Source organism: Kingella pumchi (genome assembly GCF_022288825.1).
Classification (GTDB): Bacteria; Pseudomonadota; Gammaproteobacteria; order Burkholderiales; family Neisseriaceae; genus Kingella_D; species Kingella_D pumchi.
In genome coordinates this window covers 22,059-35,176 of record NZ_JAKOOW010000078.1, presented here as the reverse complement: position 1 = coordinate 35,176, position 13,118 = coordinate 22,059, and the positions used below count along the sequence as shown (strand labels likewise).

The following is a 13,118-nucleotide window of genomic DNA, read 5'->3' as shown; positions in this document are numbered from 1 at the left end:
AATTTCCCCACCCAAACTGCCAAACTGCGCCCGTTTTTTTACCTTAAAGGCAGCCTGAAAACATGAATGCCAAACTTTCCGCCCTGATTACCGCCGCCGCGCTGCTTTTAGCCGCCTGCGGCACTTCTTTCAACCCGCAGGCGCGCCCGCAGCTGGATGTGGGCGAGAGCCGCCGTTTCAAAATCGAGCGGCTCGACGGCGCGGGCGGCACCGAACAGGTGTCGCTCCTGGTGGTGCAGGGCGAAGCCGGCGGGCGGACGCGTTGGATTCAAACCGACGCTTTCGGCGCCCCGCTGGCGCGGCTTTCGGCCACCGAGCGCGGCTGGCGGCGCGACGGCTTCGTGCCGCCCAACCACGCGGCGCAGGCGCTGTTTACCGAGATGTTCCCGATGCTCAAAGACTACAGCAGCGACGAGCGGGACATCAATATCAACGCAGGCGGCGTCAAATGGCGGGTTACGCCGCTGCCGCCGGAGAACGGCGATGAATGACGCCGTCTGGCTCGGCCGCCCCGCACTGGTTTCGGCGCTCGGCAGCGGTTTGGACGAACACCTGCGCGGCCTGTTTGCGCCGCCGGCGGCGAGTCCGCTCACTTTCAGCAGCGAATGGGTAATCGGCAAAAACCGTGCTTTCGGCGCGGTAAACCGCGAACTCAGAAGGCTGCCTGAAAACCTCGGCGCCGAGCATATCAGCCGCAACAACCAGCTTTTGTGGGACGCGCTCGAACAAATCGAGCCGCAGATTCAGGCTGCCGTGTCCCGCTACGGCGCCGAACGGGTGGCGGTGGTGATCGGCACTTCGGTGGGCGGCGCCGACGAAAACATTCCGCTGTTCCGCCACGTTGCCAACGGCGGCGCGTGGGACGGCCTGCCCTTCGGCCAGCAGCAGCAGCTGTTGTCCTCGCCCGCCGATTTCGTCGCCGCCGCCTATGGTCTGAGCGGGCTGTGCTACGGCGTTTCCACCGCCTGCACGTCCGGCGCGCGGGCGCTGATCAGCGCGGCGCGGCTGCTGCGCGCGAATCTGTGCGACGCGGTGGTGTGCGGCGGCGTCGATACCCTGTCGCCGCTGACGATTAACGGCTTTGCGGCGCTGGAAGTCTTGTCCGCAGGCATCGCCAATCCGTTTTCCGAGCGCCGCGACGGCATCAATATCGGCGAAGCGGCCGCCGCCTTTGTGATGACGCGCGATAACGACGGCGAGAGCCTGCCGCTCTTGGGCTACGGCGCCAGCAGCGACGCCCACCATATGTCGTCCCCCCGCCCCGACGGACTCGGCGCGGCGCAGGCTTTTCAGGCTGCCTTAAAACACGCCGCCCTTGCGCCCGCACAAATCGGCTGGATCAACCTGCACGGCACCGGCACCAAGCTCAACGACGGCATGGAAAGCCGCGCCGTGGCCGAAGTGTTCGGCTGCGCCACCGCCGCCACGTCCACCAAGCCGCTCACCGGCCACACGCTCGGCGCCGCCGGCGCGCTCGAAGCGGCCTTTGTGTGGGGCGCCGTCAGCCGTGCCGACAACCCCGCCGGCCTGCTGCCGCCGCAGCTGTGGGACGGCGAACGCGATGCCGATCTGCCGCCGATCGCGCTGACCGTTTCAGGCTGCCGCTGGCCCGAAGGCCGCCGCATCGGCGCCAGTTCGTCCTTCGCTTTCGGCGGCAACAACAGCGTGCTTATTATCGGAGAACCCTAAATGCAGCCCTGCCCGATCAAACCCACCGACCACCTGCTGCCGCACAGCGGCCGCATGGTGCTCTTGGACGAAGTGCTGTCCTACGACGACACCAGCCTGCACGCCGTCTGCACCGTCCGCCCCGACTGCATCCTGCTGCCGCCAAACAGCCCCGACGCGCTGCCCGGCTGGCAGGGCATGGAAATCATGGCGCAGGGCGTCGGCGCCTGGGCGGGCGTGCAGGCGCTCGATGCCGGCCGCCCCGTGCAGCTCGGCTTTCTGCTCGGCACCCGCAAGCTCGAATTCGGCGTGCCCGCGATCCCCGTCGGCACCGTGATGGACGTGAAAGCCGTGCTTTCCTGGCTCGACAACGCCAACAATATGGGCGTGTTCGACTGCACGCTTGCCGTGCGCACCCCGCCCGCCGGCCGCGAAGCCGAACTGCCCGCCGGCACCCTGCTGCTCTCCGGCGCGCTCAATGTGTTTATGCCCAAAAGCCAGGAAGCGCTGGCAGCGATACTGGCGGATTAACCCGCCCGAACTTTCAGGCTGCTTTGCCCTGGATAAAAGGCAGCCTGAAAAAACCATGCGGCAGCCGGCCAAACACTCAGGCACCAAACTTTCAGGCTCCTGAAAACCACCCGCACCGCTGCCGCCCTGCGTCCGCCCGGCTAACAGCGCTTTCAGGCTGCCCTTATGTTTTCAGGCAGCCTGAAAGGGCAAAACAGCATCGCCGGGCAGGCAGCCTGAAACCCTTTTCCCGTCCGAATTTGCAAAGGAAACCCCGCACCATGAGCACCCCCACCATTCTGATTACCGGCTCCAACCGCGGCATCGGCAAGGCCGTTGCCCTGGGTCTGGCGGCCGACGGTTTTGACATTGTCGTCCACTGCCGCAGCAGGCGCGACGAAGCCGAAGCGGTTACCGAAGAAATCCGCGCGCTGGGGCGGCAGGCGCGGGTGCTGCAGTTTGACGTATCCGACCGCGCCGGAAGCCGCGCGGCGCTGGAAGCGGATATCGAAGCGCACGGCGCCTACTACGGCGTGGTGCTGAACGCGGGTTTGACGCGCGACAATGCCTTTCCCGCGCTGGAAGACGACGACTGGGATAAGGTGCTGCGCACCAATCTCGACGGTTTTTACAATGTGCTGCACCCGCTGGTGATGCCGATGATCCGCCGCCGCGCGCCCGGGCGCATCGTGTGCATGGCGTCGGTGTCCGGCATCACCGGCAACCGCGGCCAGGTCAATTACAGCGCTTCCAAAGCTGGGCTGATCGGCGCGGCCAAGGCGCTGGCGGTGGAGCTGGCCAAGCGCAAAATCACCGTCAACTGCGTCGCTCCAGGCCTGATCGACACCGAAATCGTCGATGAGCGCGTGCCGGTGGACGAAATCCTGAAGGCCGTTCCCGCCGCGCGCATGGGGCAGCCTGAAGAAGTGGCACACGCGGTGCGTTTTCTGATGGACGAAAAAGCCGGCTACATCACCCGCCAGGTGATTGCGGTAAACGGGGGGCTGTGCTGATGAAAAGCAAACGGGTGGTGATTACCGGCGTCGGCGCGGTGAGCGCTTTCGGCCGCACTTGGGACGACATCCGCGCGCGCTTTGCCGCCGGAGAAAACGCCGTGCGCTACATCGCCGCTTGGGAGAGCTATCCCGAGCTGGAAACCAAACTCGGCGCGCCGATTGCCGATTACGCACCGCCAGCGCATTGGACGCGCAAGCAGCTGCGCAGCATGGGGCCGCTGGCGCAATACTGCACCGACGCCGCCGAACAGGCGCTCGCCCAAGCCGGCCTGCTCGGCGACCCGGCCATCCGCGACGGCCGCATGGGCGTGGCCGCCGGCTCGTCGTCCGGTAGCACCGCCGACGTGCTCGACATCGGCCTGATGCTCGCCCACCAGCCCAACAACTTCAGCGCCAACACCTATGTACGCATGATGCCGCACACCACCGCCGCCAACGTGGCGATTTTCTTCGGCCTGACCGGCCGCCTGATTCCCACTTCCAGCGCCTGCACTTCCGGCAGCCAGGGCATCGGCTATGCCTACGAAGCCATTAAATTCGGCAAAATCCCGATGATGCTCGCCGGCGGCGCCGACCAGCTGTGTCCGTCGGAAGTATTCGTGTTCGACACCCTGTACGCCGCCAGCCGCCGCAACGGCGAAGCAGCGCTCACCCCGCGCCCCTACGATGCCGCGCGCGACGGCCTGGTGCTGGGCGAAGGCGGCTGCATGATGGTGCTCGAAGAGCTGGAACACGCCCGCGCGCGCGGCGCCGAAATCATCGCCGAAATCGTCGGCTACGGCGCCAACTGCGACGGCAGCCACATCACCCGCCCCGAAGAAGCCACCATGCGCCGCTGCATCGAGCTGGCGCTGGAAGATGCCGATCTGCCGCCCGATGCCATCGGCTATGTCAGCGGCCACGGCACGGCCACCGAACAGGGCGACATCGCCGAAACCCGCGCCACCGCCGCCGTTTTCGGCCGCATCCCCATCAGTTCGCAAAAAAGCTATCTCGGCCACACTCTCGGCGCCTGCGGCGCGCTCGAATCGTGGTTCGCAATCGAAATGATGCGCGACGGACAGTTCTTCCCTACCCTCAATCTCGACAATCCCGACCCGCGCTGCGGCGACGCCGACTACATCGCCGGCAGCCCCCGCGCCATCAATACCGAATACGTAATGAACAACAACTTCGCCTTCGGCGGCGTCAATACCTCGCTGATTTTCAAACGCTGGACAGAATAAGCAGCCTGAAACCGCCGCCCGCAACAACAAAGCAGCCTGAAAACGGAATTTCCCGTTTTCAGGCTGCTTTTGGCTCAAAAAAACGGCGCCGGCAACCAGCCCCAGGGGGCGCACCGCGCACCAAAGCACTCAAGCAAACAAGCCGGTACACGGTACGCCTCCTACAAAGCAGTCTGCCCCGCAAAAGCAGCCTGAAAGCCGTTCCAAACGGTTTTCAGGCTGCTTTTTGCAACGAAAAACGAAACACGGGCGCTGCGCCCCTATTCTTCCCCGCCCTCTTCTGCGTCTGCATCGGCCAGCATCCGGCGCAGCAGGGCGGCTTCGCGGCGGCTGACCAAATGACGCATGGCGCCGATGGTCATTTCGCAATACTGGCGCTGCCGTGCCGGATCCAGCTTTGCCGGTTCGGCATTCATGACTTCCTGAGCTTCTTCGCCATATTGCTGCAACAGATAATCGCCTAAGGATTCCCCTGCGGCGGCCACTTCGCTTGCTGTCGGAATGCTGCGCTCGGCACGGTAGCTGCGGATGGCTTGGGCAACGGCGCGATCCACGGCGCCCAAATCCAGCGATTCCGATTTTTTACGGACAATGCTGTAGGGGGTTTCGAGAAGGTCGATGCAGTTGCGGGTGGGCTGGCGGTTGGCCTGATCCAGCAGGTCGGCGGTAGCGGAGAATAAGGACAATATGGCTTCGTCGCTGCCTTTGGCCATATATCTGCCGGCGAAAGTATCGATTTCAGGGCCGATTTCTTGGGCAACGGCCGCTTGGCCGTAGGCATCGGTTGCTCCGCCGGCCTGCAGATGGCGATCGATTGCGGCGTGCAGTTTTTCTTCCAGCCGGCCATAGGCAGCGGGATCGGCGGCCTTGAGGGCCAAACCGGTTTCGCCGCCGATGGTTTTGCTGATCACGCTGTCCCTGAAATCCTGCTTGCGCTGCCGGCGCAGCTGCAGATCAAAGACAAACAGCGACACCAACCCCAGCAGTACCAAACCGATAAGTATGCGTTTTGTTTTATCGGACATTGCCGGTTTTCCTATTCAAACGGTTTTAGCTTCGCAACTCCGCTTTGCTACGCAGGCTGCTTTTTTTTGCGCGGCTCAGGCGATCAGCCGCATCACCACCACCATTACCACCGCCAAAAACAGGCCGAAGGCGGCGGCGATGCCCAGACGGATGAATTTTTGGCGGTAGGGGTCTTCGTCGTCCTGCATCAGCTCGGGCATGTTTTCGGGGAAAACGACGATGTCGTCTTCTTCGCTGGGCACGGCCGGACGGCTGCTGCGCGGCTGCAGGCGGTTGTTGAGCCAGATAGCGATGTCGCTGTATTGCGGTGCGGGCGGGGCGGCGGTGAGCGTGCCTTGCGCCACCAGCTCGGCGATGCGCGCTTCGGCGTGCGGGTGGCCGGCTTGGGCGGCCTGCAGCAGTTTGGCGCGCGCCATCTGTTTGACGGCGGGGTCTTGGACGAGAAACTGGCTGACAGCGGTGGCGATTTTGCGCTCGTCGGGTGCCTTGCCTTGCGGCCATGCCACGGCGGCGGCCTGCTCTTCGGCATCGGCGGACAGCAATTCAGGCGCGGCTTCGGGGGCGGCGAGCACCATTTCGGCGTGCAGGCGCAGGCCGCGCCAGTCGCCGGCGGCAGCGGCGCGGCGCGCCCAGGCGGCGGCTTCGCGCAGGCTCTGCGGCACATACAGCCCTTTGCCGTAGAGATAGGCGAGATAAACGGCGGCGTTGGCCTGGCCGCTGTTGTACAGCCGCAGCAGCGCGGCAACCAGCGCCGGCGTCTGCTGGGCGTTCAGGCGGCCGCTTTGCACCGCCTGATGGATTTTGTCGGGCGTGCGGCTGCCGAGCAGGCGGTTGAGTGCGTCGTCGGCCAGCTCGGCAAAGGCGCCGCCAAAGTCGGCCAGCCGCAGTTTGGCGTAACGCACGGCGCCGTCATTGCCGGCATTCTGGCCGGACACCAGTTTTTTCGCCGCCGCCATTACCGCGTCGTCGCCGGCGCCCTGCTCGCTGCTGCGGCCGTAGCTGCGGCCGGCCTGCCAGCGGCAGTTGCGCACGAATTGTTTGCCGCGGGCGTCGTCAGCAGCCTGAAAGGCGGTGCCGGGCACGCTGCCCAGCGTCGGCAGTTCGGCGGCAGTCGGGCGCACGGCGTCGGCAAAGCCTTTCCAAAAAACCGGTTCCTGCGCCAGCAGTGCGGCAAAAGCGGCGGCGGCATCCAAGCCCTGTCCGGCGGCCACCCACTGCCGGTAGTAGGGCATATGCGCCCAGTAGCGGGCGGGCAGCAGGGTAACGGCGGCCACGCCCTCGGCGGCGAGTACCGGCACGCAGCGGGCGCGCAGCACGCCGTCGGGCAGGTGCGGCCGCCACAGCAGCATCCGCGCCAGCCGTAGTTGCGGCCGGGCGGGCAGCGGGCGGATCAGGCTGCCTGAAAGTGGCTGCGGCGTCTGGCTGCCCAGCACTTCGGCGGCAGCGAGCAAATCCTGCGGCGCGGTGCGGCCGGCGGGGTCGTACACCACATCGACGATTTCGGCGTCTTCGCCCGCTTCAAAGGCGGCGCCGTTGCCGACTACGGCGGCACACACGCTGCGGCCGGCGGTGTAGAGCCTGGCCAGCGCGTCGATTTGCGCGTAAAGCGGACTGGCGAGCAGCTCAAAGGGCGGCAGGATTTGCAGATAGGGCAGATCGTGCTGCGGGGTGTGGGCGACGGCATCGGCGCAAACGGGCAGGGTGGCGGGAAAATCGGCGGCGTTCAGCATGGCGCTCTTTCGTAGGGGGATGGTTTTGGGTTTTCAGGCTGCCTGATTGGGCTGTGCGCTTATCGCCCAAGCAGCCTGAAAAAGGCGGATGGTCGGGAAAACGGTTTTCAGGCTGCTTGGGCGGCGGTGCGCTCCAATTCCAGCGCGGCGGCCAGCAGCGAGAGCCGCGCCATCACGCCGTAAACATACAGGCGGTTGCCGGTGCTGTCGGGGTCTTGCGGATTGGGGCGCGGGATGCCCAGCTCGTCCCATTGGGCGAACACGCGCTTGCAGTCGCCGCTCTCGTCGCCATCCTGTGCTTCGTTCTCGTCGGCACAGCCGGTGGTGGGAATGCTGTGGTTGAGCGGCACGAACACCATGCCGCCGGCGTTCAGGTTTTCGTCGGCGCCGCGCCCTTCGTGGACACGGAAAAAGCCGCCGATAACGAAGCGGTCCATCATATACACCACCGGCTCGCACACCGCGCCGTTCAGGGTTTCGTAGGTGTAGATGCCTTCTTGGACGATGACTTCGCTCACCTCCAGCCCTTCTTTGACTTTGGCCATTTTGTTGCGGTTTTTGCGGTTCAGGCCGCGCACTTCGTCGGCCGATTTCACGCTCATCACGCCCATGCCGTAGGTGCCGGCGTCGGCTTTAACGATCACAAAGGGCTGGTCGGTGATGCCTTTTTCGTCGTATTTCGCCTGGATTTTCACCAGCACGCGCTCCACGGCTGCGGCCAGCGCGTCTTCGCCTTCGCGCTCTTGGAAGTTCAGTCCGCCGATTTTTTCGAAATAGGGATTGATCTGCCACTCATCGATGCCCAGCAGTTCGGCAAACTCGGCGGCGATGCTGTTGTAGGCGGCAAAATGCTCGGTTTTGCGCCGCGTCGTCCAGCCGCCGTGCAGGGGCGGCAGCACGGTTTGGCTGATGTCCTGCAGGATTTCCGGCACCCCGGCGGAAAGATCGTTGTTCAACAATACGAAGCAGGGCGAAAAACCGTCGGCCAGATGCACGCGGCCGCGGGTGCGCAACAGCGGCTCGATGGTCAGCCGGTTACCCAGTGCGGTTTCCAGCTCCACCGCTTCGGTGATTTCGGGATTCAGGCTGCCGATGCGCACTTCAAAGCCGGCATTGCGCAAAATGCCGGCCAGCGCGTAAACGTTTTGCAGATAGAAGGTGTTGCGGGTGTGGTTTTCCGGCACCAGCAGCACCGAACGGGCGTTGTCGCAGGCGCGATCGACGGCATCCTGTGCGGCGATGCTCGCCAGCGGGATAAAGTTGGGATTGAGATTATTAAAGCCGCCGGGAAACAGGTTCATATCGATAGAAGCCATTTTGTAGCCGGCGTTGCGGATGTCCACCGAGCCGTAAAACGGCGGCCGGTGCTGCTTCCATTTCTGGCGGAACCACGCTTCGATGCGCGTTTGGTTTTGCAGCAGGATTTGTTCGAAATCTTTGAGATGGGCGGCATATTCGGGGGCAATCGCAGGCAGTTTCATACGGGTTCCTCTTGCGGCGGAAAAACAATCACAAGCGGCGGCATACAGGCGCCGCAGCGGCGTGCGGCATTATACACGGCACACCGCGCGCCCCAAGCGCCGCCATAGCGGCAGGCAGCCTGAAAAGGGCGGCAATGCGACATTTTATGCTTTCAGGCTGCCTCTTTTTTGCGTATATAATCGGCCGCCTGTGCAATCCAAACAATCAACCGCCATGAAACCCATACTCCGCCCTGCCGTTCCCACCACACTGGCGCTGCTCTTGGCCGCCTGCGGCAGCAGCGAGCAGCCGATCACGTCCACCCCCAATGCCGCCGATACCGACCCGCTGGCGCCTTTGCTGATTCCCAAGGTAAACCTGCCCGCGCCCGATGTGGCGCAAACCGGCTACTCCGCCCATCCTGATGTGCAGGCGTTTGTTGCCGAGCGGCGCAATCAGGGGCGCGGGCTGGACGAAGGCAGCCTGAAAGCCTTTTTCGATACCGCGGGCTACCGCGGCGACATTATCCGGCTGATGGACAAGCCCGGCACTTCGCGGCCGTGGTATGTGTTCCGCAACAATAACGCGCCGGCCGCGCGCATCACCGCCGGCCGCCGCTTCTATCAGGCCAACCGCGCCGCCATCGACCACGCCTCCGCGCAATACGGCGTGCCGGCCGGGCTGATTGTGGCCATTCTCGGCATCGAAACCAATTACGGCAGCAATATGGGCAACATCCGCCTGGCCGATTCGCTGCCCACGCTTGCTTTCGGCTATCCGCGCCGCGCCGCCTATTTCCGCGGCGAGCTGGCGGAATTTCTGCAGCTGGCCGCCGAAGAAGGGCGCGATCCGCAGAGCTTTAGCGGCAGTTTCGCCGGCGCGATGGGCATGCCGCAGTTTATGCCTTCCAGCTACCGCAAATGGGCGGCGGACGGCGACGGCGACGGCCGCCGCGACATCTGGAACAACGTGGCCGACGCCGCGGCATCGGTTGCCAACTATATGAAGCAAAACGGCTGGCAGAGCGGCGGCCGCATGGCGGTGCCGGTTACGCTGACGCCAACGCCCGAACTTTCGGCGCTGATGGAGCGCAAAACCGAGATGGACCACACCGTAGCCGATCTCAAGCGCATGGGCGTGATGCCGCAGGAAACGGTGGCCGACGATGAAAAAGCGGTGCTGTTCCGCCTGGAAACCGCGCCCGGCGAATACCGCTACTTTATCGGTCTCAACAATTTCTACACCGTCTGGCACTACAACAACAGCCGCCTGTATGTGATGGCCGTGCGCGACATCGCGCTGGGCGTCGGCGCCGGTGGCCTGTAGAGCCACCAAGCAGCCTGAAAGGCTTTCAGGCTGCCTCAACCGCATCATCGGAACGAAAGGAAAAACCATGAAACGCCCTGTCTTGTTATGCGCCGCCGTGCTGCTGGTCGCCTGCGCGGTCGAACCGCCGCCGCACGCCCCCCGCCATCACGATCCCGAACCGCAGCACATCCACCGCCACCGGCCGGTTACTGTTGTCCAGCCGGCCAAAGACAACAGCCGCCATGTGCCGGCGCAAAGCGCTTTCGGCCGCGATATGGTCGAGCGCTTCTGCGCCCAAAACGGCGGCCGCATCGAACAACCAGGCGGCCGCAGCACCTGCCGCCTGCCCGACGGCACGGTTGTTGAAGAGTGGGAATACTTCCGCCAGCGCCCGAGCCGCCCCGACTACCGCCGCTAAGGCCCCCGCTTTCCCAACCTGCGGCCGCCGGCCGCACCCACCATCCGAAAGGAAAACGCCATGAGCAAACTGATCCCCCTGTCCGCCGCCCTGCTGCTGGCCGCCTGCGCCGGCAACGGGCAGCCTGAAAAACACCCGGATTCGCCGATGGTCGGCATGTCCAACCCCGCTTCCGAGTTCTGCATCAAACAAGGCGGCAAGCTCGAAACCAAAAAAGACGCCGAAGGCGGCGAATACGCCCTGTGCCACCTGCCCGACGGCACGGTTGTTGAAGAGTGGGAATACTTCCGCCAGCACGCCCCGCGTTAAACCCGCTTTTAGCCAAACGGCCGCCGCAACACTTTTCTGCGGCGGCCGTTTTTTCAGGCAGCCTGAAAGACCGCGCGGTTTTTTCAGGCTGCCTGTCTGTAGCGGACTGGCGTAAGCTAATGGCGTCGTGTGAAAGGGGCAGACTTGGTAAAGGTTTCAGGCTGCTTTTTCCTGCTTTCGGGCGGCTTTTCTGTTTTGACTTCGTTGAAAACTGCGGCTTTCAGGCTGCCTTTGTGTTTGCCTGCCGGATAAAAAAACGCCGCAATCCTGCGCGGATTGCGGCGTTGGTTTTCATAAAACGACTGCTTATTTCTGGTCGTCTTTCACTTCTTCAAAATCGGCATCGACTACGTCGTCGTCTTTCTTGGCGGAAGATTCCGACTGCGCCGCGCCTTCGCCGGCTTGGGCTTCGGCCTGCGCCTGTGCGTACACCATTTCGCCGAGCTTCTGGCTGGCGGCGCCGAGGGCTTCGGCTTTGGCGTCGATGGCGGCTTTGTCGTCGCCTTTCACGGCTTCTTCGGCTTCTTTCAACGCGGCTTCGATTTTTTCTTTCTCGGCAGCGTCGAGTTTGTCGCCGTAGTCGGCCAGCGATTTTTTCACCGAATGGATCAGGGCTTCGGCCTGGTTGCGGCTTTGCACCAGCTCGTGCAGTTTTTTGTCTTCTTCGGCGTTGGCTTCGGCGTCTTTCACCATGCGTTCGATTTCTTCCTCGCTCAAGCCGGAAGAGCCTTGGATGGTGATGTTGGCGGCTTTGCCTGTGCCTTTGTCTTTGGCAGACACGTGCAGGATGCCGTTGGCGTCGATATCGAAGGTTACTTCAATCTGCGGCATACCGCGCGGGGCGGGGGCGATGTCGCCGAGGTTAAACTGACCCAGTGATTTGTTGGCCGAAGCGCGTTCGCGTTCGCCCTGCAATACATGGATGGTTACCGCGCTCTGGTTGTCTTCGGCTGTGGAGAACACCTGCGACGCTTTGGTCGGGATGGTGGTGTTTTTCTGAATCAGCTTGGTCATCACGCCGCCCATGGTTTCGATACCGAGCGACAACGGGGTTACGTCGAGCAGCAGTACGTCGCTGCGGCCACCGCCCAATACTTCGCCCTGAATCGCGGCGCCCACGGCCACGGCTTCGTCGGGGTTGACGTCTTTGCGCGGCTCTTTGCCGAAGAAGTCTTTAACGGCTTCCTGCACTTTGGGCATGCGAGTTTGGCCGCCGACCAAAATCACGTCGTCGATGTCGCTGGCGGACAGGCCGGCATCTTTGAGCGCGGTGCGGCAGGGCTCGATGGAACGTTGGATCAGGTCTTCCACCAGGCTTTCAAATTTGGCGCGGGTGATTTTCATCGCCAAGTGTTTGGGGCCTGCGGCATCCATGGTGATGTAGGGCAGGTTGATTTCGGTCTGCTGGCCGCTGGAAAGCTCGATTTTGGCTTTTTCGGCGGCTTCTTTCAGGCGTTGCAGCGCCATCACGTCGTTTTTCAGATCGATGCCCTGTTCTTTTTTAAACTCGGCGATGATGTGGTCGATCAGGCGTTGGTCGAAGTCTTCGCCGCCCAGAAAGGTGTCACCGTTGGTGGCCAATACTTCAAACTGTTTTTCACCGTCCACATCGGCGATTTCGATAATGGAAATATCGAAAGTACCGCCGCCCAAGTCGTAAACCGCGATTTTGCGGTCGCCTTTGGCGTTTTTGTCCATGCCGAAGGCCAAAGCTGCGGCGGTCGGCTCGTTGATGATGCGTTTGACTTCCAAACCGGCGATGCGGCCGGCGTCTTTGGTGGCCTGGCGCTGGCTGTCGTTGAAGTAGGCCGGAACGGTAATCACCGCTTCGGTAACCGGCTCGCCCAAATAGGCTTCGGCAGCCTGCTTCATTTTACGCAGCACTTCGGCGGAAACCTGCGGCGGGGAAAGTTCTTTGCCTTGCGCCCTTACCCATGCGTCGCCGTTGTTGGCTTTCACGATGTCGAAGGGCATGGTTTCGATGTCGCGCTGCACTTCTTTGTCTTCGAATTTGTGGCCGATTAGGCGTTTGACCGCGTAAATGGTGTTTTTCGCGTTGGTAACGGCCTGGCGTTTGGCAGGTGCGCCCACCAGGATTTCGCCGCCGTCAAGATAGGCGATGATGGAAGGCGTGGTGCGCGCGCCTTCGGCGTTTTCGATTACTTTGGTTTGGCCGTTTTCGGAAATGGCCAGGCAGGAATTGGTGGTACCCAGGTCGATACCGATGACTTTTGCCATGTTTGCGTCTCCTAACAGATGGATAAAATAAATTCAGGCGGATGCGGCTGCATCCCGACGGCAGGCAAAATAGGGGAACTTGGCGGCTTTTCAAGGGGCGGGGCGGGGATTTTTTGCAAGAGACGGCAAGGCTAGGGCGAAAAACGGCATTTTTCGGCGCAAAAAAGTTTTCAGGCTGCCTTTGCAGCATAGCAAAGGCAGCCTGAAA

The 13,118-nt window shown here is 62.9% G+C and carries 12 protein-coding genes; 8 read left to right on the top strand and 4 right to left on the bottom strand.

The window, feature by feature from the left end:
• Positions 1-62 precede the first annotated feature (62 nt).
• The 5 genes from MB824_RS11435 to MB824_RS11415 all read left to right on the top strand — a co-directional run bounded on the left by MB824_RS11435 (position 63) and on the right by MB824_RS11415 (position 4,420).
• Positions 63-491: a hypothetical protein gene (locus MB824_RS11435; RefSeq protein WP_238748665.1), complete on the top strand. Its 429-nt coding sequence runs from the start codon at positions 63-65 to the stop codon at positions 489-491.
• Positions 484-1,689, top strand: a complete 1,206-nt coding sequence (locus MB824_RS11430) for a beta-ketoacyl-ACP synthase (protein WP_238748664.1) — start codon at positions 484-486, stop codon at positions 1,687-1,689. The genes MB824_RS11435 and MB824_RS11430 overlap by 8 nt, the downstream gene beginning before the upstream one ends.
• Positions 1,690-2,199, top strand: a complete 510-nt coding sequence (locus MB824_RS11425) for an ApeP family dehydratase (RefSeq protein WP_238748663.1) — start codon at positions 1,690-1,692, stop codon at positions 2,197-2,199.
• Positions 2,200-2,459: 260 nt separating this feature from the next.
• A complete protein-coding gene (fabG, locus tag MB824_RS11420; protein WP_238748662.1) occupies positions 2,460-3,191 on the top strand; it encodes a 3-oxoacyl-ACP reductase FabG in 732 nt (243 codons plus the stop codon).
• Positions 3,191-4,420 (top strand): beta-ketoacyl-ACP synthase, encoded by a 1,230-nt coding sequence (locus tag MB824_RS11415; RefSeq protein ID WP_238748661.1) that lies wholly within the window; start codon positions 3,191-3,193, stop codon positions 4,418-4,420. The genes fabG and MB824_RS11415 overlap by 1 nt, the downstream gene beginning before the upstream one ends.
• Before the next feature lie 260 nt (positions 4,421-4,680).
• Here MB824_RS11415 and MB824_RS11410 read toward each other — a convergent pair whose 3' ends face one another.
• From MB824_RS11410 to gshA, 3 genes are all read right to left on the bottom strand, one after another.
• Positions 4,681-5,445, bottom strand: coding sequence for a hypothetical protein (locus tag MB824_RS11410; RefSeq protein ID WP_238748660.1), 765 nt, complete (start codon positions 5,443-5,445; stop codon positions 4,681-4,683).
• Between the two features lie 75 nt (positions 5,446-5,520).
• A complete protein-coding gene (locus MB824_RS11405) occupies positions 5,521-7,176 on the bottom strand; it encodes a hypothetical protein (RefSeq protein ID WP_238748659.1) in 1,656 nt (551 codons plus the stop codon).
• Positions 7,177-7,283: 107 nt separating this feature from the next.
• Positions 7,284-8,657 carry a glutamate--cysteine ligase gene (gene gshA, locus MB824_RS11400; protein ID WP_238748658.1) on the bottom strand — a complete coding sequence of 458 codons (1,374 nt, stop codon included), beginning with the start codon at positions 8,655-8,657 and terminating at the stop codon, positions 7,284-7,286.
• Positions 8,658-8,871: 214 nt separating this feature from the next.
• On the opposite strand from gshA, the gene mltB reads away from it, so the two are divergent.
• The 3 genes from mltB (at position 8,872) to MB824_RS11385 (ending at position 10,672) form a co-directional block, all read left to right on the top strand.
• Positions 8,872-9,963, top strand: a complete 1,092-nt coding sequence (mltB, locus tag MB824_RS11395) for a lytic murein transglycosylase B (protein WP_238748657.1) — start codon at positions 8,872-8,874, stop codon at positions 9,961-9,963.
• Positions 9,964-10,030: 67 nt separating this feature from the next.
• Entirely contained in the window at positions 10,031-10,363 is a 333-nt protein-coding gene (locus tag MB824_RS11390) for a DUF333 domain-containing protein (protein WP_238748656.1), read from the top strand.
• A gap of 60 nt (positions 10,364-10,423) precedes the next feature.
• Positions 10,424-10,672, top strand: a complete 249-nt coding sequence (locus MB824_RS11385) for a putative hemolysin (protein ID WP_238748655.1) — start codon at positions 10,424-10,426, stop codon at positions 10,670-10,672.
• A gap of 306 nt (positions 10,673-10,978) precedes the next feature.
• Here the strand turns inward: MB824_RS11385 and dnaK are convergent, their stop codons facing one another.
• Positions 10,979-12,910, bottom strand: a complete 1,932-nt coding sequence (gene dnaK, locus MB824_RS11380; protein WP_238748654.1) for a molecular chaperone DnaK — start codon at positions 12,908-12,910, stop codon at positions 10,979-10,981.
• Positions 12,911-13,118 lie beyond the last annotated feature (208 nt).